Annotated in this window: 19 protein-coding genes; 9 read left to right on the forward strand and 10 right to left on the reverse strand. The window is 72.7% G+C overall.

Annotation, left to right across the window (positions count from 1 at the left end; genetic code table 11):
• Positions 1-3 precede the first annotated feature (3 nt).
• From ACFW2Y_RS17850 to rsmH, 4 genes are read right to left on the reverse strand one after another with little or no spacing between them, the layout of a single operon-like run.
• A complete protein-coding gene (locus ACFW2Y_RS17850) occupies positions 4-1,779 on the reverse strand; it encodes a UDP-N-acetylmuramoyl-L-alanyl-D-glutamate--2,6-diaminopimelate ligase (RefSeq protein WP_384879648.1) in 1,776 nt (591 codons plus the stop codon).
• 18 nt (positions 1,780-1,797) lie between these two features.
• A complete protein-coding gene (locus tag ACFW2Y_RS17855; RefSeq protein ID WP_384879651.1) occupies positions 1,798-3,780 on the reverse strand; it encodes a peptidoglycan D,D-transpeptidase FtsI family protein in 1,983 nt (660 codons plus the stop codon).
• Between the two features lie 7 nt (positions 3,781-3,787).
• Complete coding sequence (locus ACFW2Y_RS17860) at positions 3,788-4,330, reverse strand: hypothetical protein (RefSeq protein WP_384879654.1); 543 nt, start codon at positions 4,328-4,330, stop codon at positions 3,788-3,790.
• Entirely contained in the window at positions 4,327-5,283 is a 957-nt protein-coding gene (gene rsmH, locus ACFW2Y_RS17865; RefSeq protein WP_384879656.1) for a 16S rRNA (cytosine(1402)-N(4))-methyltransferase RsmH, read from the reverse strand. The genes ACFW2Y_RS17860 and rsmH overlap by 4 nt, the downstream gene beginning before the upstream one ends.
• A gap of 325 nt (positions 5,284-5,608) precedes the next feature.
• On the opposite strand from rsmH, the gene ACFW2Y_RS17870 reads away from it, so the two are divergent.
• From ACFW2Y_RS17870 to ACFW2Y_RS17885, 4 genes are all read left to right on the forward strand, one after another.
• On the forward strand, positions 5,609-6,148 hold the full coding sequence (locus tag ACFW2Y_RS17870; RefSeq protein ID WP_384879659.1) for a beta-class carbonic anhydrase: 540 nt from the start codon (positions 5,609-5,611) through the stop codon (positions 6,146-6,148).
• Between the two features lie 111 nt (positions 6,149-6,259).
• The gene (locus tag ACFW2Y_RS17875) at positions 6,260-7,279 is read left to right on the forward strand and encodes an AAA family ATPase (RefSeq protein WP_384879661.1); all 1,020 of its coding nucleotides are present in this window, start codon (positions 6,260-6,262) and stop codon (positions 7,277-7,279) included.
• Positions 7,279-8,634, forward strand: coding sequence for a DUF58 domain-containing protein (locus ACFW2Y_RS17880; RefSeq protein WP_384879664.1), 1,356 nt, complete (start codon positions 7,279-7,281; stop codon positions 8,632-8,634). Before ACFW2Y_RS17875 ends, ACFW2Y_RS17880 begins: the two co-directional genes overlap by 1 nt.
• Complete coding sequence (locus tag ACFW2Y_RS17885) at positions 8,631-11,036, forward strand: DUF3488 and DUF4129 domain-containing transglutaminase family protein (protein ID WP_384879666.1); 2,406 nt, start codon at positions 8,631-8,633, stop codon at positions 11,034-11,036. The genes ACFW2Y_RS17880 and ACFW2Y_RS17885 overlap by 4 nt, the downstream gene beginning before the upstream one ends.
• Positions 11,037-11,353: 317 nt before the next feature.
• On the opposite strand, the gene ACFW2Y_RS17890 is transcribed toward ACFW2Y_RS17885, so the two are convergent.
• The 3 genes from ACFW2Y_RS17890 to ACFW2Y_RS17900 all read right to left on the reverse strand — a co-directional run bounded on the left by ACFW2Y_RS17890 (position 11,354) and on the right by ACFW2Y_RS17900 (position 13,366).
• Positions 11,354-11,758, reverse strand: a complete 405-nt coding sequence (locus ACFW2Y_RS17890) for a DUF3040 domain-containing protein (protein WP_384879669.1) — start codon at positions 11,756-11,758, stop codon at positions 11,354-11,356.
• Positions 11,759-12,030: 272 nt separating this feature from the next.
• Entirely contained in the window at positions 12,031-12,819 is a 789-nt protein-coding gene (locus tag ACFW2Y_RS17895; RefSeq protein ID WP_384879671.1) for a methyltransferase, read from the reverse strand.
• Between the two features lie 67 nt (positions 12,820-12,886).
• Entirely contained in the window at positions 12,887-13,366 is a 480-nt protein-coding gene (locus ACFW2Y_RS17900) for an SAV_6107 family HEPN domain-containing protein (RefSeq protein WP_384879673.1), read from the reverse strand.
• A 166-nt stretch (positions 13,367-13,532) separates the two neighbouring features.
• Here ACFW2Y_RS17900 and ACFW2Y_RS17905 point away from each other — a divergent pair, with 166 nt between their 5' ends.
• The 5 genes from ACFW2Y_RS17905 (at position 13,533) to ACFW2Y_RS17925 (ending at position 19,755) form a co-directional block, all read left to right on the forward strand.
• The gene (locus ACFW2Y_RS17905; RefSeq protein ID WP_384879695.1) at positions 13,533-14,579 is read left to right on the forward strand and encodes an ATP-binding cassette domain-containing protein; all 1,047 of its coding nucleotides are present in this window, start codon (positions 13,533-13,535) and stop codon (positions 14,577-14,579) included.
• Positions 14,551-16,644, forward strand: coding sequence for a YhgE/Pip family protein (locus tag ACFW2Y_RS17910; protein ID WP_384879675.1), 2,094 nt, complete (start codon positions 14,551-14,553; stop codon positions 16,642-16,644). Before ACFW2Y_RS17905 ends, ACFW2Y_RS17910 begins: the two co-directional genes overlap by 29 nt.
• 19 nt (positions 16,645-16,663) lie before the next feature.
• A complete protein-coding gene (locus ACFW2Y_RS17915; protein ID WP_384879678.1) occupies positions 16,664-17,272 on the forward strand; it encodes a TetR/AcrR family transcriptional regulator in 609 nt (202 codons plus the stop codon).
• A gap of 314 nt (positions 17,273-17,586) precedes the next feature.
• A complete protein-coding gene (locus tag ACFW2Y_RS17920) occupies positions 17,587-18,231 on the forward strand; it encodes a DUF4126 domain-containing protein (protein ID WP_384879681.1) in 645 nt (214 codons plus the stop codon).
• Between the two features lie 90 nt (positions 18,232-18,321).
• On the forward strand, positions 18,322-19,755 hold the full coding sequence (locus ACFW2Y_RS17925; RefSeq protein ID WP_384879684.1) for a phytoene desaturase family protein: 1,434 nt from the start codon (positions 18,322-18,324) through the stop codon (positions 19,753-19,755).
• 27 nt (positions 19,756-19,782) lie between these two features.
• Here the strand turns inward: ACFW2Y_RS17925 and ACFW2Y_RS17930 are convergent, their stop codons facing one another.
• The 3 genes from ACFW2Y_RS17930 to thiE form a co-directional block, all read right to left on the reverse strand.
• On the reverse strand, positions 19,783-20,661 hold the full coding sequence (locus tag ACFW2Y_RS17930; protein WP_384879687.1) for a hypothetical protein: 879 nt from the start codon (positions 20,659-20,661) through the stop codon (positions 19,783-19,785).
• 54 nt (positions 20,662-20,715) lie between these two features.
• Complete coding sequence (gene metF / locus ACFW2Y_RS17935; protein WP_384879690.1) at positions 20,716-21,633, reverse strand: methylenetetrahydrofolate reductase [NAD(P)H]; 918 nt, start codon at positions 21,631-21,633, stop codon at positions 20,716-20,718.
• An 85-nt stretch (positions 21,634-21,718) separates the two neighbouring features.
• On the reverse strand, positions 21,719-22,372 hold the full coding sequence (gene thiE / locus ACFW2Y_RS17940) for a thiamine phosphate synthase (RefSeq protein WP_384879692.1): 654 nt from the start codon (positions 22,370-22,372) through the stop codon (positions 21,719-21,721).
• Positions 22,373-22,432 lie beyond the last annotated feature (60 nt).

Below are 22,432 nucleotides of genomic sequence, written 5' to 3' on the forward strand. Positions count from 1 at the left end.
GCTTCATCCCTGACTGTTCTCGTGGCTGTCTTCGCCCTGGTTGTCCCGGGCGTTCTGTTCGAGGATCGCTGTGCGCAGGACCTCGCGGTCGTCGAAGGGGCGGACGACCCCGGCGGTTTCCTGCCCCTGCTCGTGGCCCTTGCCGGCGACCAGGACGGTGTCGCCGGGCCTGGCCCGGGCGACGGCCGCGGCGACGGCCGCGGCCCGGTCCGGCTCGACCAGGACGTCGCCGCGCTCTTCCGCGGGCACCTCGGCGGCGCCGGCGAGCATGGTGCTGAGGATCGCGAGGGGGTCCTCGGAGCGGGGGTTGTCGGAGGTCAGGACGGCGGTGTCGGCGAGCCGGGCCGCGGCGGCGCCCATCGGTCCGCGCTTGGTGGTGTCCCGGTCGCCGCCGCAGCCGATGACGACGTGGAGGCGGCCCTCGGTGACCTCGCGCAGGGAACGCAACACCGATTCGACGGCATCGGTCTTGTGGGCGTAGTCGACGACCGCGAGGTACGGCTGCCCGGCGTCGACGCGCTCCAGGCGGCCCGGCACACCGGGAACGGCGGCGATGCCCTCGGCAGCGGCCTTCGGGTCCAGGCCCGCGACGGCGAGGGTGGCGATCGCGGCGAGGGTGTTGGCGACGTTGAAGGGACCGGGCAGCGGCGCGGTCGCGGGGATCCGCTCGCCCCCCGGTCCGACGGCGGTGAACGTCGAGTCGTGCGAACCGAGGACGAGGTCCTCGGCGCGCCAGTCGGCTTCCGTGCGGCCCTCGGCCGAGAAGGTGACGACCGGGACGGTCGCCTCCGCGACGAGCCTGCGGCCGTACGCGTCGTCGAGGTTGACCACTCCCCGGCGGCTGCGCTCGGGCGTGAAGAGCGAAGCCTTGGCCCGGAAGTAGTCCTCCATGTCGGAGTGGAACTCCATGTGCTCCGGGCTGAGGTTGTTGAAGACCGCGACGTCGAAGACGCAGCCGTCGACCCGGCCCAGCACCAGGGCGTGGCTGGAGACCTCCATGGCGACGGCCCGGACGCCCCGCTCGCGCATGACGGCGAAGAGGGCCTGGAGGTCGGTCGCTTCGGGGGTGGTGCGCTCGGACTTGATCCGCTCGTCACCGATCCGCATCTCGACGGTGCCGATGAGACCGGTCCCGTGGCCGGAGCCACCCGGTCCCTCCCGTCGCCCGCCACCACCCTCGATCGACAGCGCTGCGCGCAGGCCCTCCCGTCGCCCGCCACCACCCTCGATCGACAGCGCTGCGCGCAGGCCCCCTTCTACGAGGTACGCGGTGGTGGTCTTGCCGGAGGTGCCGGTGATGCCGATCTGGAGGAGGTCCTCGCCGGGGCGTCCGTAGATCTCGGCGGCGAGTTCGCCCATCCGGCCCCGCGGGTCCTCCACGACGAGGACCGGCAGACCGGTCGTGGCGGCGCGGTCGGCACCCGTCGGATCGGTGAGGATCGCGACGGCGCCGAGGCCGGCGGCCTGGGCGACGAAGTCGGCACCGTGGGTGCGGGCGCCGGGCAGGGCGGCGTACACGTCCCCGGGGCGCACGGCGCGCGAGTCGTGCGTGATGCCGGAGACCTCGGCGGTCCCGGGTGCGTCGATCCCGAGCTGCGCGGCCAGGTCGCCCAGGGGTGTCGGGCGTCCCTGCTCCGGCCGGGGCGGGGTGGTTCGGTACTGATCAGCGTGTGGCACGGCGGTGAGCGTACCGGGCGCAGCGGGTGCGGGGCTAAATGAGCCGGGGGCGTCGCCGGAGTTCGATTTCCGGTTTCCGGAACGGGGGGTGATCGTCGTCACTGTGGTGCTCCCGGGGTGTCACGGGGTGGAGGCGGAGAAGACCGGCAGCCGGGCCGGCTGTTTGCCGGTCGGTGCCACGTGCAGGGTCTTGAGGGCGAATTCCATGACCCTCTTGTAGATGGGGCCGCAGATCTGGCCCCCGAAGTAGCTGCCCTTGGTGGGGTTCTGGATGGCGCAGTAGACGGTGACGCGGGGTTCGTCGGCGGGGGCGAAGCCCGCGAAGGAGGCGGTGTACCCCTTGTAGCGGCCGAGCTCGGGGTCGACGCGGTTGGCGGTGCCGGTCTTGCCCGCGACGCGGTAACCGGGGATCGCGGCCTTGTTGCCGGTGCCCTCTTCGTCGTCGACGACCGACTCCAGCATCTGCGCGAGGGTCTTGGCCGTCTTCTCGCTGATGACCCGGGACTCCTCGGGCTTCGGCGCGGCCGAAAAGCGACCGTCCGGCCCCTTGGCGCCGCGGATGAGGGTCGGTTCGATCCGCACGCCGCCGTTGGCGATGGTCGAGTACACGGAGGCGGCCTGCATGGCGTTGATGGAGAGTCCCTGGCCGAAGGGGATCGTGTACTGCTGCGAGGTGGACCAGTCCCGGGGTTTGGCGAGGATGCCCTGGGTCTCCCCGGGGTAGCCCAGGCCGGTGGGACGACCGATGCCGAACTTGCGCAGGTAGGAGTAGAGGACCTCGTTGGACTCGGCCTGGTCGGCCCCGAGTCGGCCGGTGGCGAGGATGGTGCCGATGTTGCTGGACTTGGCGAGGACGCCGTTGAGGGTCAGGTGCCAGGTGCGGTGGTCGACGTCGTCCTTGAAGAGCCGGTCACCGCGGTGGAGCCGGTTGGGGACGGTGACGTGGGTGTCGGGGGCGGCCTTGCCCTCCTCCAGGACTGCGGCCATGGACATGACCTTGCTGGTGGAGCCCGGCTCGTAGGCGTCCTGGAGGGCGGCGTTGCCCATGGCGGCGGCGTTGGCGGCGGACAGGTCGTTGGGGTCGAAACCGGGGGCGTTGGCCATGGCGAGGACCTCGCCGGTCTTCGTGTCCTGCACGATGACGTAGCCGCGGTCGGCCTTGGACTTCTTGACCTGCTCGGTGATGGCCTGCTGGGCGGCCCACTGGATGTCCCGGTCGATGGTCAGCTCGATGTCGGAGCCGGGGACCGCGGGGGTGCCCTGGGAGCCCGCGGTGGGCACCTGACGGCCGCCGGACTGGGTGAAGCGGATCTTGCCGTCCTTGCCGGCGAGCTCTGCGTCGAGCATGGATTCGAGGCCGCCGGCGCCGCGCTCCTCGGCGTTGACGTAACCCAGTATTCCGGCGGCGAGCTCGCCGTTCGGGTACACGCGTTTGGTGCTGGGCTCGCTGAGGACGCCGCCGAGGAGGTTGACCCCGTTGCCGCCGACGCCCGCGGCCTTCTGCCCGTAGACCCTCTTGAGGTCCTTGATCTGGTTCCAGACCTGCGGGGTCTGCTTGCGGGCGAGGAGGGTGTAGCGGGACTTCGGGGTGCGGAGCTTCTTCGCGAGCTCGGCGGGCTGCTTGCCGAGGATCGGGGCGAGGAGCGCAGCCGCCTGCTCGGGCGCGTCGGCGACCTTGGCCTCCTCTGCGGTGAAGAGCTTGGGGTCGGCGGTGATGTCGTAGGCGTCGACGCTGGAGGCCAGCGCGATGCCGTTGCGATCGGTGATCTCACCGCGCTCGGCGGAGAGCGTGTACTCCTGGAAGCGGTATCTGTCCGCCTTGGCGGCGTACGCACTGGCGTCGACGGCCTGGACCTGGAGCAGCCGGACCACGAAGACCAGCATGACGAGGGTCAGCCCGAAGGAGATCAGACGCAGCCGGGGCCGGGGGCTACCGAGCCGGAGGGGCCGGGGCTGGCGGGCGGGGGGCCGGGGCGCCGGACGCTTCGCGGCCGGGCGGCGCGCTGGGCGGGTTCCGGGCGTGCGCGCCCCGGCGGCCGGACGGGGGCGCGCGGGCCGGGCGGGGCCGGGGACGCGACGGCGGGGTGGCTCCTTGGAGGGCACGGGTCGGTCACCTGCCGGAAGTCGTCGGGTCGGTCGCGGGCGGATGCGCGGAGGTGGGCCCGGAGTCCGGCGGGGTCGTGCCGGTGGCTGCGGGTCCGTCGCCCGCGGGCGGCGTCGGGGCGTCGGCGGGGTCGGACGGCTGGGCCTTCGGGTCCGCCGTGGGGGTGGGGCTCGGTTGGGGGGCGACCGCGACGGAGGGCTCGCCGAGCACCTTGCCGTCCGGTCCCAGGAAGGCGGGGCTGCCGCCGGGAACCATGCCGAGCTCGCGGGCCCGACGCTCCAGGGCGTCGGGGGCCGAGCGGTCGTCCACGTCCCGCTGGAGCGCCTGCTGCTCGTCGGTGAGCTCGGTGGTCTCGTGCTTGAGCTCGTTCAGCTTGAAGGAGCCCTGGTTGAGGGCCGAGTTCAGCAGGAGCAGGGTGATCAGGCCACCGCCGAGCAGCACCACGACGAGCAGGACGAAGGGGGTGCGGGCGGCCGAGCTGGGCCCGGACGGCATGAGCCGTCCAAGCCGCGCGGCCCGTCCTTTGAGGGGCCCCTTCGCCGTGCTCACCGAAGGTCTTCCCGGATGCGTTCGGCCCCCCGGAGCCGGGCCGGGGCGGCACGCCGGTTCTCGGCGACCTCTTCCTCGGTGGGCAGCTCGGCGCCCCGGGTGAGGAGCTTCAGGCGGGGCTGGTACTTCTCCGGGACGACCGGCAGGCCGGGCGGTGCGGTGGTCGCCGCACCGGCTGCGAAGACCTGCTTGACGATGCGGTCCTCCAGGGACTGGTAGGAGAGGACGACGACCCGCCCGCCGACGTTGATCGCCTTCACGGCTGCCGGGATCGCCTTCTCGACGCTGTCCAGCTCGCGGTTGACCTCGATGCGCAGGGCCTGGAAGGTGCGCTTGGCCGGGTTGCCGCCGGTGCGCTTGGCGGCCTGCGGCAGGGCGTCGCGGATGAGCTCGACGAGCCGGGCGCTGTTGGCGAAGGGCTCCTTCTCGCGCTCGCGCACGATCGCCGAGACGATCCGCTTGGCCTGTTTCTCCTCGCCGTACGCGCGCAGGATCCGGACCAGTTCGCCCGCCGGGTAGGTGTTGAGGACCTCGGCGGCGCTGATGCCGGCCGTCTGGTCCATCCGCATGTCGAGCGGGGCGTCCTGGGCGTAGGCGAAGCCGCGGTCGGCCTCGTCCAGTTGCATGGAGGAGACGCCCAGGTCGAAGAGGACACCGTCCACCGAGGGGATGCCGAGTCGGTCGAGGACCTCGGGCAGCTCGTCGTACACCGCGTGGACGAGGGTGGCCCGGTCTCCGTACGGGGCGAGCCGCTCGCCGGAGAGCCGCAGGGCCTCCTTGTCGCGGTCGAGGGCGATGAGCCGCACCCCGGGGAACCGCTGGAGCAGTGCCTCGCTGTGCCCGCCCAGGCCCAGGGTGCAGTCGACCACGACCGCGCCGGGGCGCTCGATGGCGGGGGCCAACATGTCCAGGCACCGCTGGAGCATCACCGGGACGTGTCGGTCGTTGCTCAATGCGCCCTCTCAGGTCCGGCGCGGAGGCACGTACCGCGCGAGGAGGCCGAGCCGTAGGTACCGCCGCACACACGGGGGAGAAACCGCGGGAAATCGCTCGTTGTCTCCGTGAACTCCGCGTCACTTTAGTCCACGGGACCCGCCGGTCAATCAACTGACTGGCGCGTCGCACGGCCGTGACGAGCCGGTCGGACGTTCCGGACGGCTCACCCGTTCGGGGGCGGGATCGCCCGCTCTGTGGGGTGGCTCACATCACGGCCCGTTGACGTCCTTTGTCCCGCCTCACGGCGGGCCCGCACGGGGTGTGCCCCTTAACGTCGGAACCATGTCGACCTCCGCACACCCCTCCAGCGACGCCCCGAGCACCGGCTCCGCGGTCACCGACCGTCTCGTCGGGGCCAACGCACGCTACGCGTCCGACTTCACCGATCCAGGAATGGACGCGCGACCCGTCCTGCACGTCGCCGTGGTCGCCTGCATGGACGCCCGTCTCGACCTGCACGCGGCCCTCGGCCTCGAACTGGGCGACTGCCACACCATCCGCAACGCGGGCGGCGTCGTCACCGACGACGTGATCCGCTCCCTCACCATCAGTCAGCGGGCCCTCGGCACCCGCAGCGTGATGCTGGTACACCACACGAACTGCGGCCTCGAATCGCTCACCGAGGACTTCCGGCACGAACTGGAGGACGAGGTCGGCCAGCGACCGGCCTGGGCGGTCGAGGCCTTCCGCGACGTCGACCAGGACGTCCGGCAGTCCATGCAACGGGTGCGGACCTCGCCCTTCCTGCTGCACACCGACGACGTCCGGGGCTTCGTCTTCGACGTGACGACGGGCCTCCTGCGCGAGATCGACCCGACGTAAACCACCAAAGCCCCGTTTTTCCCTCCCGATTGTCCGCGGGCAAGTGACACGACCCGGCCACGGCAACAAGAATGCTCGGACGACAGTTCCGAAAGGCCGAGGAGGGCCGGGGTGACGACCTATGACGATCGAGCGAGCCTTGCAGATCTGACCACCACTGTGGAGCGCGTCCGCAGGGCGGTGGAGGGTGTGATCGAGGGCAAGCCCGAGGTCGTACGGCTTTCGCTGACCGTGCTGCTCGCCGAGGGGCACCTCCTCATCGAGGACGTCCCCGGCGTCGGCAAGACCATGCTGGCCAAGACCCTGGCCCGGTCCATCGACTGCTCGGTGCGCCGCATCCAGTTCACCCCCGACCTGCTGCCCTCGGACGTCACCGGCGTGTCGATCTTCGACCAGCAGCAGCGGGACTTCGAGTTCAAGCCGGGTGCGATCTTCGCCCAGATCGTGATCGGCGACGAGATCAACCGCGCCTCGCCGAAGACCCAGTCGGCGCTGCTGGAGTCCATGGAGGAGCGTCAGGTCACGGTCGACGGCCAGACGTACGAGCTGCCCAGTCCGTTCATGGTCGTCGCCACCCAGAACCCGGTCGAGATGGAGGGCACCTACCCGCTGCCCGAAGCCCAGCGCGACCGCTTCATGGCCCGGGTCTCCATCGGCTACCCGAGCCCCGAGGCCGAACTCCAGATGCTCGACGTGCACGGCTCGGTCTCCCCGCTGGACGACCTCCAGCCGGTCGCGCACGCCCATGACGTCCTGAAGTTGATCGAGGCGGTGCGCGGGATCCACGTCGCCGACTCCGTCCGCAGGTACGCGGTCGACATCGTCGCCGCCACCCGCACCCACGCCGACCTGCGGCTCGGTGCCTCCCCCCGGGCCACGCTCCACCTGTTGCGGGCCGCCAAGGCGTCCGCGGCGCTCAGCGGTCGCGAGTACGTGCTGCCCGACGACCTCCAGGCGCTCGCCGCCCCCGTCCTGGCCCACCGGCTGTTGCCGACCGCCCAGGCGCAGCTGAACCGCCGGACCGCCGAGCAGGTCGTCCAGGACATCCTGCAACGCACCCCCGTACCGTCGACGGCCCCGCCCGCCGCCGCCCCGCTCTACGGCCAGCAGCCCGGCGCCCGGCGGCTGTGATGACGACCGCCACCGCGCCGGACGACCAGCGGGGCGCCGACGAGGGCCGGGGCGGTGTGCGGGCCGCCCTGGGCGGCCTCACCACCCGCGGCCGTTCCTTCCTCGCCGCCGGGGTGGCCGCCGCCGTCTGCGCGTACGTCCTCGGTCAGGCCGACCTGCTGCGCGTCGGCCTGCTGCTCGCGTCCCTGCCCCTGATCTGCGTCCTGGTGCTGCACCGGACCCGTTACCAGGTCGCGGCCTCCCGCCGGCTCACCCCCCAGCGGGTGGAGGCCGGGGCCGAGGCGCGGGTCCAGCTCCGGGTGGAGAACGTCTCCAAACTCCCCACCGGCCTGCTGATGCTCCAGGACCACGTGCCGTACATGTTGGGGCCCCGCCCCCGCTTCGTCCTCGACCGGGTCGAGGCCGGCGGGAAGCGCGAGGTGTCCTACCGGGTCCGGTCCGACCTGCGCGGACGGTTCCCCCTCGGCCCCCTCCAGCTGCGTCTCAGCGACCCCTTCGGGATGTGCGAGCTGACCCGCTCCTTCAGCGCGTACGACACCCTCACCGTCGTGCCCCGGACCGAGGCGCTGCCGCCGGTGAAACTCTTCGGCGAGGCCTCCGGTTACGGCGACGGGCAACAGCGCTCCCTCGCCCTCGCCGGCGACGATGACGTCATCCCCCGCACCTACCGCCACGGCGACGACCTGCGCCGGGTCCACTGGCGCTCCACCGCCCGCTACGGCGAGCTGATGGTCCGTCGTGAGGAGTTCCCCCAGCGGGCCCGTTGCACCGTCCTCCTCGACACCCGCCGGATCGGCTTCGAGGGCGCGGGGCCCGACTCCGCCTTCGAGTGGGCGGTCTCCGGTGCCGCCTCCGTCCTCCTCCACATGCTGGAGCGGGGCTTCGCGGTCCGGCTGCTCACCGACACCGGCAGTGCGGTCCCGGGCGAGGGCTCCGACGGATTCGCCGGATCGGTGCAGGACTCGGCCGACACCGCCGGTCTGATCATGGACACCCTCGCGGTCGTCGAGCACTCCGAGGGGGCCGGCCTCTCCCGCGCCTCCGACGCGCTGCGCGGCGGCGCCGACGAACTCCTCGTCGCCTTCCTCGGGGACCTCGACGAGGAACAGACGGCCCTCGCCGCCCGGATGCGCGGACGGGCCGGCGCCGCCGTCGCCTTCGTCCTGGACTCCGGCACCTGGCTCACCGCGGGCTCGGTCACCGGCTCGGTGGACGAACGGGTGCGGGACCTACGGGAAGCGGGTTGGACGGCGCTGGCCGTGCCCCCCGGGGCCCGACTCACGGACCTGTGGCAGCAGGCGGCCGGGCTCCGGCCCGGTTCCGTCGCCGCCGAGACGCACGGAGGACGGTCATGAGCGGCCCCGCACGGTTGACGCTTGCTTCTTGGGGCGCCACCCTGATGGCCGCCGGGGCGCTGCTCCCGCTCGTGAAACCGGCGACCTGGATCTTCACCGCGGCCCTGGTGCTCGGCCTGGTGAGCGGGGTGGGCACGCTGGCCCGGCGGGTGCCGTTGGCCCGGTCGTTGACCTTGCTCGCCCAGACCGTCGTGGCGCTCCTCTCGCTGACCGTGTTCTTCGCACGGGAACAGGCGGTCCTCTGGTGCCTCCCGGGCCCCCGGGTCCTCGATCACGCGGCCGAGCTGTTCCGGGCGGGTGCCGAGGACGTCGGCCGGTACGCGATCCCCGCACCCGACACCGAGGGCATCCGGCTGATGCTGATCGGTGGCGTCGTCGCGATCGGCCTCCTGGTGGACGCCCTCGCGGTGACCTTCCGCAAGGCGGCCCCGGCCGGCCTGCCGCTGCTCGCCCTGTACTCGGTGGCCGCCGGCCTCTCCGGCGGCGGGGCCGGCTGGCTCTGGTTCCTCCTCGCGGCCTCCGGTTATCTGCTGCTGCTCCTCGCCGAGGGACGGGAACGGCTCTCCCGGTGGGGTCGGGTCTTCGGCGCCGCACACCGCTCCGGCCGGCCGGGCTCCGGCATCGCCGACGGCCCCGCCCTCGCACCGGCCCGCACCGGTCGACGGATCGGCGCCGTCGCCATGGGCATCGCCCTGGTGGTGCCGTTGGCGCTGCCCGGTCTCTCCGGCGGCGTCTTCGGCGGCAACGGCGAAGGGGGCGGGGGCCTCGGCAAGGGGGGCACGATCTCCGCGGTGAACCCGCTGGTCTCCCTGCAGAACAACCTGCGCCAGCCGGAGGACCGGGAGGTCCTGCGCTACCGGACCAACGCCCGCGACACCGGCAACCTGTATCTGCGGCTGGTCGCCCTCGACCAGTTCGACGGCATCTCGTGGAAGTCCTCGGTGCGCCCGATCGAGGACCTGCCCGAGCAGCTGCCCTGGCCGGACGGGCTCTCCCAGGGCGTCCAGGTCACCGAAGTGACCAGCAACTTCGTGGCCTCGGAGGCGTACGAGCAGAAGTGGCTGCCCATGCCGTACCCGGCCGGCCGGGTCGACATCGACGGACGCTGGCGGTACGAGCCGGCCGGCCGGATGCTCGTCGGCGACGACAAGCAGACCACCAAGGGCGCCCGCTACCAGGTCACCAGCCTGGACGTACAGCCGACGGCGGAGCAGCTGGCCGGTGCCGGGCCCGCTCCGGAGAAACTGCGCCGCGAGTACACCAAGGTTCCCCCCTCGCTCCCGTCCGACGTGAAGCAGACGGCCCTGACGGTCACCGAAGGAGCCCGCAGCGACTACGAGCGGGCGGTGAAGCTCCAGGACTGGTTCGCCCGGAAGGGGGGCTTCCGGTACGACGTCGAGGTGGTCTCCGGCACCGGTGTGCAGGCGATCTCCCGGTTCCTGAAGGACAAGGAGGGCTTCTGCGTCCACTTCTCCTTCTCCATGGCGGCGATGGCCCGCTCGCTCGGCATCCCCGCCCGGGTGGCCGTCGGCTTCATGCCGGGCACGACACAGACGGACGGCTCGGTGTCCGTCGGCATCCGGGACGCCCACGCCTGGCCCGAGCTCTACTTCGAGGGGGCCGGGTGGACCCGGTTCGAGCCGACCCCCTCACGGGGTTCCACCCCCACGTACGCCCGGGAGAACAGCCCCTCCGGAACGGCCACCGGTCCCGCCCAACCGCAGCAGAGCGCTTCGGCGCAGCCGGCCGCCGCGCCCAGCGCCTCGGACGGCTGCACCCCGCAGTTGCGCCGGTTGGGGGACTGCGGCCCGGACAAGGCGGTCGCCGAGGCCTCCTCGGACGATGCGGGCCCGGGCCTCGGGACGGTGCTGTTCTCCCTCGCCGTGCTGCTCGTCCTCGCCCTCCCGCTCCTCCCGCTGCTCTGGCGGACCCGGGTGCGGGCCGCACGGCTCGGCCCGGGCGGGGCGCGCGGGGCCGGAGGGACGGCGGCGCGGACGCTCGCGGTGTGGCAGGAGGTCAACGACACCGCCTGGGACCACGGCGTCGAACCGGACGAATCCTTGACCCCGAGGAAGGCGGCGGCCCGGATCGTCAAGCTCGGTGAGCTGCGGGGCGAGCCCGCCGAAGCGGTGCACCGGGTGGCACAGGCGGTGGAGGAGGTGCTGTACGCGCCCCGACCGCAACCGGTGGCCGGCCTGGCCGAGGAGGCGGGTCGGGTCCGTGCGGGGTTCCGCGCGGGCGCTGACCGGCGCACCCGGCTCCGGGCCCTGCTCGCTCCCCGTTCGGCCGTCCGCGTGCGTTGGGACGCCTCGCACCGCTGGTCCGCCGCGAAGGCCGCGGGGACGGCCCGGCGCACCGCTCTGGTGGCCCGGTTCCAGCGCCGTCCACGGGAGGCCGGCTGACGGGGCCGTCCCGGGGTCCTCGTCCCGGCGAGGACCCCGCACGCCCGGTCCGCCGTTTCCCGGGGGCTCCGCACCCCGCTCGGCAACCGCACCGGAAGGGACGTCGAGCGGGACGCGAGGGTCAGGGACGCCCCGCTCCCCAGGTTCACGTCCGCCGGGCGGAACACGAGCCGGTCGGACGTACCGGAGCGTTCGGAGGGACACCGGCCGGGAAGGCACCGGAAGCGACCGAGCCCCACGGGACAGCACACCGGAGTGTGCCCGTCCGTGGGGCTCGGTCGATGTCCGAGGGGGCGGGGCTGCCGCTCAGGAGGCCGTCAGTGGCCGCCACCCTGCTGCTCGTCGCGGCGGCGCTGCCACCGCTCTTCGATCCGGTTCATCATGGAGCGTCGCTGCCGGGGCTGACGGCCGCCGGCCGCCTTTCCGCCCTTGGTCTGCTGCTCGCCCGGCTTCGGCGCCTTGCGCCATCCGGTGACCGCCAGGACCGCGCAGCCCAGCATGACGAGGAAACCCACCACGCTGATCCAGATCTGCTGTGCGACCATTCCGGCCATGAGGAGCGCGATACCCACCAGGAAGCCGGCGACTGCCTGGTAAACCCGTCGCCGGGTGTACGTACGCAGTCCGCTTCCCTCGAGCGCTGTCGCGAACTTGGGGTCTTCGGCGTACAGCGCTCGCTCCATCTGCTCGAGCATTCGCTGCTCGTGCTCCGAGAGCGGCACGGAGTCCTCCTAGTCGTCGGTCGCGGGGGCGACCGGTTTGCGGCCCTTTCAGGATAGGCAGGGAATCGCCCCCGTGAAACCCGCCCTCACTGCCGAACAGCCAATCCGGGCCGCCATGCGGATCGGTTGCTGAGGCGTTGATTCCCCAGCCCCTTGCCCGTCATGCCGGATGATGTCCTCCGATCATACGGGGCGAAGCGGCTCATCGGGCGGGCTGTGGCCTACTCCATGGAGCGTTGCGGCCCGCACCGCCGAACGGGTGGCGGTTTCGGTCAGCTCCGCTTCTCGCCGAGAACGTGCAGCTGGGTGGCGATGGCGTGGAAGGAAGGCAGCTCGGCCGCAGCCGCCTCCAGCTTGAGGAGGGCCTCGGCGGCGCCGGGCTCGGTGTCGACCAGGGCGCCGGGAACCAGGTCGGCGAAGACCCGGACGCCGTGCACGGCACCGACGTCCAGACCGGCCTTCTCGGACAGTTCTGCGAGCTGCTCGGCGGTGAAGCGCCGGGGCACGGGGTCGCCCTCTCCCCAGCGGCCCGCCGGGTCACCGAGGGCGTGCCGGGCCTCGGTGAAGTGACCGGCGAGGGCCCGGGCCAGGACGGCGCCGCCGACCCCCGCGGCGAGCAGGCTGAGGCTGCCCGCCGGACGGAGCGCGGCGACCGCGTTCCGCACGCCCTCGGCGGGGTCGTCGACGTACTCCAGGACTCCGTGGCAGAGGACCGCGTCGTACTCCTCCCGCCCGACGACGTCGAAGAGGCCCCGGATGTCGCCCTGGACGCCGGTGACGAGGTCGGCCACGCCGGCTTCGGCGGCGCGGCGCTCCAGCGCGAAGAGCGCGTTGGGGCTGGGGTCGACGACGGTGACCCGATGACCGAGGCGGGCCACCGGCACCGCGAAGTTTCCCGAACCGCCGCCCGTGTCGAGGACGTCGAGGCTGCCCTTCCCGGTGGCCTCGACCCGGCGGTCCAAGGCGTCTTTGAGCACGTCCCAGACGACGGCGGTGCGCAGGGAGGCGCGCGACGGGCGCGACGAGGCCTCTCGACCGAAGACAGGGGAAGGGTCCGGCACGGCTGTTGACTCCTCGGTGACGGGTACGGACGCTCCCCACCCTATGGCCTCGCTCCCGCCTTTCGGATCATCCGTCGAGCCCGTCCTCTCCGGGCCGGCCGGGCAGCGCCGCCGGGAGGCCGAGCAGCCGCTCGACCAGGCGCAGGAAGTATGCGGCGTCCCTGAGCAGGTCGTCGGCCTCGCGCTGGGTGGCCGCGCTGCCGACCCCTGCTTCGGCGAGGGCCCTGCGGGGGGCGCCGGCCGCGAAGAGGGCGCTCCACTCGGCGAGCTCGGGCGCCAACTCGACGAGGAGCTCCCATGCACTCCGTATCCGTTGCCGGCGACGGGGCACGGTGTCGGGCCTGCCCCGGGCGGCGAGCACGGCGGCTGCGGCACGGAGGGCGGCGAGGTGGGCCGCGGCGTACCGCTCGTGGGGACGGTCGAGGACGGCGGCCTCGGCGAGTCCGGCACGGGACTTGGCGAGCAGGTCGAGGGCGGCGGGCGGGGCGGCGGAGCGGCGCGGGACGGAATGGACGCCGGACGCGGGTCCGGGCTGCGCGGGAGCCATGCCGAGCCTCCTGTTCGTCATGCGGCGGCGCTGTGACCGTCTGCGCCCATCGTGCAGGCACCCACTGACACTCGGGCTGACCTGGTGTTTTGCCGGATCAGCTACCGGGCGGTAACTTTTAGACTGACCAGTCAGTCTAAAGATGGGGAAGTGGGGGGTGGATCCGTTGGGAGCGGAAGCCGGGAAGCAACCGCACGGTGCCGCCGTCGTCGCGGACGGATTCGGATTGAAGGGACCGCGCGGTTGGGTGTTCCGCGACGTCTCCTTCCGGGCCGGGGCCGGCTCACTCGTGGCCATCGAGGGCCCCTCCGGCTCGGGCCGCACCTGCCTGTTGCTCGCGCTCACCGGCCGGATGCGGGCGAAGGAGGGCCACGCCGAGATCGGCGGTTTCCCGCTGCCCCGGAAGATGGCCGCCGTGCGCCGGATCAGCGCACTGGGCCAGGTGCCGGGCGTCAGCGAGCTCGACCCCGCCCTCACGGTCGGCGAGCACCTGCACGAGCGGGTCCTCCTCCAGCGCCGCTACGACGGTTCCGTGCGGGCGTTCCTCCAGCGCCCCGCCGAACGGGCGGCGGCGGCCCGGGCCCGGATCGAAGAGGCCCTGGAGACCGCCGGACTGGACCTCGAAGCCCTGCCGAAGGGCCCCCGGACTTCCGTGCGGGACCTGGAGCGGCTGGAGGCGCTGCGGCTCACGATCGCCCTCGCGCTGATCGGCCGTCCCCGGCTGCTCGCCGTGGACGACACGGACCTGAAGCTCTCGGACGCGGAGCGCACGGAGGTCTGGGCGCTGCTCCGCTCGGTGGCCGGGGCCGGGACGACGGTCCTCGCCGTGTGTGCCGAGGCTCCCGCGGACGCCCTGCGCGTCACCACCGTGGCCGGGCCCGCGCGGGACGCCACGGAAACGGGGCCGGCGCGGGGCGCCACGGAAACGGGGCCGGCGCGGGGCGCCACGGAAACGGGGTCCGTGCAGGAGGTTGCGGAAGCGGAGCCGGCACGGGACACCACCGGGGGCACCCGGACCACGGGAAGCACCGCGGACGCCGAGCGCCCCGCGCCGACGGCACCCCCCGCACCCACCGGGGAGACCGGTGGCGCCCGGCCCGCACGGGGGAACGACACCGACGGCGCCGCACCCTCGCCGGCCGGCGAGCAGCACGACAACGACGACACCGAGGAGGGGGCAGCCGATGCGCTCGCCGAAACTGGCCGCGCTTGAGCTGAAGCGCTTCGGCAGGGGAAAGCTGCCGAGCGCCGCACTCATCGCGATCCTGCTGTTGCCGCTGCTCTACGGCGCCCTGTACCTGTGCTCGTTCTGGGACCCGTACAGCAGGCTCGACAAGATCCCCGTCGCCCTCGTCAACGAGGACCGGGGCGCCACCGCCGGGGGCAAGGAGCTCCACGCCGGTGACGACATCACCGAGGGGCTCCTGAAGAGCAAAACCTTCGAGTGGCACCGGGTCAGCGACGCCGAGGCACGGACCGGCGTGGAGAACGGGACGTACTACCTGTCCCTGACCATGCCCGGTGACTTCAGCAGCCGCATCGCCTCGAGCTCCGGCGACTCCCCCGAGACCGGTGCGCTCCGGGTCCGGACCAACGACGCCAACAACTACATCGTCGGACAGATCTCCCGGACGGTCTTCTCCGAGGTGCGCACCGCGGCATCGACGAAGTCCTCCCGCACCTTCCTCGACAAGATCTTCATCTCCTTCTCCGACATCCACGACGCCACGGAGAAGGCCGCCGAGGGTGCGGCCGACCTCAAGCAGGGCGTGGACAAGGCGAAGGAGGGGTCCAAGAGCCTGTCGGACGGCCTCACGGACGCCAAGACCGGCAGCGGCGACCTGGCCGCCGGCCTGAAGAAGCTCGACAAGGGGGCCACGGAACTGGAGAGCGGGTCCCGCAGGGTCGCGAACGGCACCCAGTCCCTCGCCGACAAGGTGAACGGCAACGCCGACAAGGTCCGCCCCTACCTGGCGAACAACGGCAAGTCGATCCGCGACACGGCCCGGCTCGTCTCCGACTCGGTCACGGCCGCCCAGAACAACCTGGACGACCTGGTCCGGCGCGCCCCGATCGTCCGCTCCGCCGCCCACAAGGCCGACGACGACCTCGCCGAGCTCCACCGCTCGGCGTGCACGGACGCCTCCGTCCCCGTCACCGAACCCGGGTTCTGCGAACTGCTCAAGAAGGCCTCGACCAGCGCGGGCGACGTCGCCACGATCGCCGACGACGTGCACGAACTCACCAAGGACGACGCCGAGGACCTGAAGACCCTGGACGCACGGCTGACCAAGCTGAAGAAGCAGGCCGACGAGCTGGCGGCCCGCGCCCCGCACCTCGACGAGGACGTCGAGGACGCCATCAAGAAGATCAACGAGCTCAACGCGGGCGCGAAGAAGGTCGCGGAGGGCGCCGACCGCCTCCACACCGGCATCACCGAGGCCAGGACCGGTTCGGTCAACCTGGACACCGGCGTCGGCAAGCTCAAGAAGGGCGCGAGCGATCTGGACGGCGGCCTGTTCAAGCTGGCCGACGGCTCCGGCACCCTCGCCACCGGCCTGAAGGACGGCGTCGACCAGATCCCGGACTACGACGAGCAGGAGCGCGACCGCCGCACGGAGGTCATGGCCGATCCGGTGCAGCTGGCCTCCCAGTCCCTGCACAAGGCGCCGAACTACGGAACCGGTTTCGCCCCGTACTTCATCCCGCTCTCCCTCTGGGTCGGCGCCATGGTCGCGTACATGATCATCCAGCCGCTGAACCGGCGCGCGCTCGCCGCGGGCGGCTCCGCCTGGCGGATCGCGCTGGCCGGCTGGCTCCCGGTGGCGGCGATCGGCGTCCTCCAGGTCGGGGCGCTGATGTCCGTCCTGCACTGGGGCCTCGGGCTCCAGATGACCCGTGCCGCGGGCACGATCGGCTTCCTCCTCCTGGTCACCTGCTGCTTCGCCGCGATCATCCAGTGGCTCAACGCCCGCTTCGGCGCGGCGGGCCGGATCCTGGTGCTCGCGTTCCTGATGCTCCAGCTGACCTCGGCGGGCGGCACCTATCCCGTGCAGACCAGTCCGGCCTTCTTCAGCGCCGTCCACCCCTTCCTGCCGATGAGCCACGTGGTCGAGGCGCTGCGCCGACTGATCACGGGCGGCGGGACGGGGCCGGTCTGGCAGGCCTGCGCGGTCCTGATCGCCTTCACCGCGGGAGCGCTGGCCCTGACGGCCGTCTCGGCGCGCCGCAAGCAGGTGTGGACGCTCGACCGCCTCCACCCCGAACTGTCGCTCTGAACCTGTGAGAATCGACGCCATGGACAGCAGCAGCACCCGACGTCAGGCCACGCGCGCGAAGCTCTACGAAGCGGCCGTCACCCTCATCGCGGAGCAGGGCTTCTCCGCGACGACGGTGGGCGAGATCGCCGAGCGGGCGGGCGTGGCCAAGGGCACGGTCTACTACAACTTCAAGAGCAAGACCGAGCTCTTCGAGGAGCTGCTGCGCCACGGGGTGTCGCTGCTCACCGCCTCGCTGAGCTCGGCGGCCGAGGAGACCGCCGAGCACGGCGGGAGCCGGATCGACGCGCTGGACGCGATGATCCGGGCGGGCCTCGTCTTCATCGACCGCTATCCGGCCTTCACCCAGCTGTACGTCGCGGAGCTCTGGCGCACCAACCGGGCGTGGAACTCGACGCTCCTCGTCGTGCGCCAAGAGGCCGTCGCGGTCGTCGAGGGGGTGTTGCGCGAGGGGGTCGAGGGCGGTGAGCTGAGCGAGGAGATCGACGTGCAGCTGACGGCGGCGGCGCTGGTCGGCATGGTGCTGGTGGCGGCCCTCGACTGGCAGGCGTTCCAGAGCGAGCGTTCGCTCGACGACGTGCACGCGGCGCTCTCCCGCCTGCTGCACGGCCGCGTCGGCGGGCGCTGACGCGGAAGGCCCCCGGAGGGAAGGCGGACCGGGCAAAACAGAAAGGCCGGTGCGGCGCGGCGCGCTCCCCCCGAGCCCCGCCGCACCGGCTTCTTTCCTTCACGCACCCCCCGTGCCGGCGGTCGCACGCCCCCGTGCCGTGCCCCCGCCACCGGCAGGCGCACGCCCCGTTCCGCAGCCCCGTGCCGGCGGTGCCGGAGCCGTGCCCCTTCCGTGGACTCCACTCTCTCCTCCGGACACCGACGGGCCCATCCGCACAGCTACTCATCTCGACCCCTAGGTACGGATACTCAGTCCTGGTTACGATCACGGGCGTGTCCGTACTCCCCCTGGTGTTCACCAGCGGCTGGGCGAGCGGGATCAACGCGTACGCGGTGGTCCTGCTGTTCGGCGTCTTCGGCGTGACCGGGCTGGCCGACGACGTGCCCGCCTCCTTGCAGCGCACCGACGTCCTCGTCGCGGCGGGCGTGCTCTTCCTGTGCGAGGCGGTGGCGGACAAGATCCCGTACGTCGACTCGATATGGGACTCCGTCCACACGGTGATCCGGCCGATCGCAGGAGCCGTCGTCGGCGCCCTGCTGGCCGGGCAGAGCGGTTCGCTGCCCGAACTGGCGGCGGGCGCGGTCGGCGGTTCGACGGCCCTGCTCAGCCATTTCGTCAAGGCGGGGACGAGGATGGCGGTCAACACCTCGCCCGAGCCCTTCTCGAACGTGGCCCTGAGCCTGGCCGAGGACCTCGGGGTGGCGGCGATCGTCACCTTCGCGGTCTTCCACCCGGTGGCGGCTGCGGTCATCGCGGCCGTCCTGCTCCTGACGGGCCTGGCCGTACTGGCCTTCCTCGCCCAACGGATCCGGCGCTTCCGGCGCCGAAGGTCCCAACGGCGGGAGGAGCGGCGGCTCGCGACCACGGAGCGGAGCCCCCGCGCCCAGGCCCCGCCCGGCGGGTCGGAGCACCTCTGACTCCCCCGGCCCCGCCCCGGCCCGCCTTCCGGTCGTGCCGGTTCCGGCCTGGCCCCGATCCGGTCGGAGGGGCCGGCTAGGCTCGCCCGCATGGCACGGATTGTGGTGATCGGCGCGGGTCTCGGCGCCATGGCGGCGGCGGCCCGACTGGCCGTGGCGGGCCACCGGGTGACGGTGTACGAGCGGGCGGGGACGTACGGCGGTGCGGTCGGCAGGTTCGAGCGGGAGGGCTTCGCCTTCGACACCGGTCCGGGACTGCTCCACCTGCCCGCCGTCTACCGGGACCTCTTCGTGAAGACCGGCAGGAAGCCCCTGGAGGAGTGCGTCACCCTGACGCAGGTCGACCCGGCGGCGCGTCACGTCTTCGCCGACGGCACCCGCGTCGACCTGCCGAACGCCTCCCGGGCCGGCACGGTCGCCGCGCTGGACGCGGCGCTCGGCGCCGGTACCGGGGCGAGCTGGGGCGACTTCCTGAACCGGGCCCGCGAGGCCTGGGACCGGACCCGGCGCCCACTCCTGGAGGAGCCGCAGCCGGCGGATCCGGCTCCCCTGGCCCGTGAGCCGTACCCGGCCGCGAAGGCGGGGCTGCTGCGCCGTCCGACGACGACGCTCGCCCAGATCGGTGCGCGGGAGCTGCGCGACCCACGGCTCGCCGCCCTCCTCGACGCGTACGCGTGGTCATACGGTTTCGACCCGGCCGCCGCCCCGGCCGCCGCCGCCGTCCTGCCGTACATGGAGCAGACCTTCGGCAGCTGGTACGTGGGCGGGGGCATGCGGGCGCTCGCCGACGCGGTGTACGAGCGCTGCCGGGAACGACGGGTGGAGTTCGTCTTCGACGCGCCGGTGGAGGAGGTGCTGGAGGAGGACGGCCGGGCGGTCGGCGTCCGGCTGGCCGGCGGCGGGACCGTCGGGGCCGACCACGTCGTGTGGGGCGCTCCGCTGCCGGCGCTCCACCACGACCGGGCCGGCGGCCGGGAACGGGGCGGCCTGCCGCCGCTCCGGCGAACGGACGGCACCAGCCGGGTGACGGTCTGTCTGGCCCTGCGCGGTCCCCGCGAAGAGGACGCGGCACACCGGACCGTCGTGCACGGCGGGGACGGCCGACCAACCGTGACCGTGCTGCGGCCGGACGACCCGGTGCTGCGGCCGGACGGGGACCACGAGTCGGTGACCGTGACCGCGACCGTGCGCACCGACCGGGAACGGGACGCGGAGTCCTTCGCCGACCTGATGGTCGAGGCGGCCGGGCGGGCGGTTCCGGGGCTCGCGGGGCGGCTGCTCTGGCGGCGGGTCCGCACCCCGGAGGACGTCCGGCGGGACACCGGTGCGGCCGAGGTGCCGGGACCCGCGCTCGCCGGGGCGCACGGCCGGTTGCTCCCGGCCGCCAACGTCTCTCCGTTGCCCGGGCTGTACTTCGCGGGCGGTTGGTCGCATCCGGGCGGCGGGCTCGCCCATGCGGGCATGTCGGGCGCGCTGGTGGCCGGACTCGTCGTGGAGGGAGCGGACTTCCGCGGCTCCCAGTAGGGCGTCGGAGGGCCGGGGGGGGACGCTTCAGTAGCGGTACTGCTGCTCGTCCGGGTGCGGCTCGTGGCCGTAGGGCTGCTGGGGTTGCTGGGGCTGCTCGGTGTCGCGCTGTTGCGGGACCCAGACGCCGCCGGGCGGGGTGTCGTACGTGTAGGAGGGGGCGTAGGGGTCGCCGTGGTACGGGTCGTACTGCTGGTTGTCCGCGCCCGGGCCGATGTACGGGTCGGAATACGTGGCGTACTGCTGACCGGCGCCGTCGTAGCCGTAGGCCGGCTGCTGCCCGTAGGAGGAGTGGTCGTATCCCGGCTGCTCGTATCCCGGCTGCTCGTACCCGGACGCGTAGGAGTCGTACCCCGGCTCGTAGCCGGCGGCGTCCGCGGTGTGGCCGGTCGGACCCGTGCCGTAGACGCCGTACTGGCCGGTGTCTTCGGGCATGGGCTCGGGCGCGTAGACCGCGGTCGTCTCGGCGGCGGTCTCCGGGTGGTCGCCGTGGAGGGAGTCGGAGCGCTCGGCTCCGCCCTGGCCCGCGCCGTACCCGGCGTCCTCCGGACCGTAGTGGGCATCCGTGGTGTCGTACGAGAGCTCGGTGACCTCCAGGGTGGGTCCGGCCGCGGCCGGCGGGCCGGCTTTGCGGCGACGGCTCGCACCCGGGGTTCCGCCGATCGCCCAGCCGGTGGAGAAGCCGCGGCGGAAGGAGAGCGTCACATAGGTCTGGCCCACGGCGAAGGCGAGCGCCCCGACGACGATGACCGCGACCGAGGGCAGCAGGACGCCCAGGACCACACCGAGGAAGCCGCTGAAGGCGAGCAGCCGCCATCGCAACCGCGCCTTGTACTGGAGGAGGACTTCTCCCAGCAGCCACAGTGCGACCACGCCGAACGCGATGTAGAGGACCGTCCACCCCATGTCCCGCCGCCCCTCTCCACGGTCACCGCCGCGGGTCGGGGCGGGTACGACCGGTCACGACTGCTGGTGCAGTCCGAGATTCTCGTAGATCTCGAGCGTCGCGGTGGAGCTGTTGAGCGTGATGAAGTGCAGTCCGGGGACGCCCTCGGAGAGCAGGCGTGCGCAAAACTCCGTCGCGAACTCGATACCGATGGAGCGTACAGCGGCCGGATCGTCCTTGACGGCGAGGATGCGCTCTTTCACATCCGCGGGGAAGGCGGCGTTGCTCAGTTGGGGCAGCCGGTCGAGGGTCTTCACGTTCACGACGGGCATGACCTCGGGGATGATCGGGGTCTCGCAGCCCGCCTTCACGACGCTGTCGCGGAGCCTCAGGTAGTTCTCCGGATCGAAGAACATCTGGGTGATGGCGTAGTCGGCGCCCGCGCGGCACTTGTTCACGAAGTGCCGCACGTCCGTGTCCCAGTCGGTGGACCGGGGGTGCATCTCCGGGAAGGCGGCGACGCCGACGCAGAAGTCACCCGACTCCTTGATCAGCTGGACGAGTTCGGCGGCGTACTTCACGCCCTCGGGGTGCTCGACCCACTCCCCCAGCGGATCGCCCGGCGGGTCACCCCGGACGGCGAGCATGTTGCGGATGCCCGCGTCCGCGTACTGGCCCAGGATGTTGCGCAGCTCGGCGACCGAATGGTCGACGGCCGTGAGATGGGCGACGGGGGTGAGGGTGGTGTCGGAAGCGATCTTCTGCGTGGCCTTGACGGTGCCGCCGCGGGTGGAGCCGCCGGCGCCGTAGGTCACCGAGACGAAACTGGGGCCGACCGCCTCGACCCGGCGCATGGCGTTCCAGAGCACCTGCTCGCCCTTCTCGGTCCGGGGCGCGTAGAACTCGAAGGAGTACGACGTGCCACCGGAGGCGAGGATCTCGCGCACCGTTCGTGCGCGGTCCGATCGGACGGAAGCAGTACCAAGGGCCATACCGGCAGGTTAGACGGGGTCCAGGGTGGCGTGGAAACGGTGTCCGAGTAATGGACACCTTTCTGGACACCCGTCCGGGCTGCTCCTACGCCTCGGCGCGCTCGCGGACGCGCTTGGCGAGGGCGGCCGTTGCTGCTGCCGGATCGGCGGCCTCGGTGATCGCACGGACGACGACGATCCGACGGGCCCCCGCGTCCAGGACCTCGTCGAGGTTGGTCTCGTCGATGCCGCCGATGGCGAACCAGGGCCGGTCCTGGGTCAGGCCCGCCGCGTACCGCACGAGGTCGAGGCCCGGGGCGTACCGTCCGGGCTTGGTGGGGGTGGGCCAGCAGGGGCCGGTGCAGAAGTAGTCCACGCCGGGTTCGGCGACGGCAGCGGCGACCTCGTCCTCGGCGTGACACGAACGGCCGATCAGCACCCGGTCGCCGAGGATCGCGCGGGCGGCGGGCACGGGCAGGTCGCCCTGCCCGAGGTGGAGGACGTCGGAACCGATGGCGTGGGCGACGTCGGCCCGGTCGTTCACCGCGAGGAGCCTGCCGTGGCGGCGGGCGGCATCGGCGAAGACGGCGAGGTGCTCCAGCTCCTCGCCGGCTTCCATGCCCTTGTCACGGAGCTGCACGACGTCCACGCCGGAGGAGAGCACGGCGTCGAGGAAGTCCGGCAGGTCACCCTGGCGCTTCCGGGCGTCGGTGCACAGGTAGAGCCGGGCGTCGGCGAGCCGGGTGCGGGGCGTGGACATGGGTGGGTTCCCCCGTTCGTGCGCCGGTGCCGCGGCGTCCGACCCGTGCGGGGCGGACGC

Source organism: Streptomyces sp. NPDC058877, assembly GCF_042742855.1.
Taxonomy (GTDB): domain Bacteria; phylum Actinomycetota; class Actinomycetes; order Streptomycetales; family Streptomycetaceae; genus Streptomyces.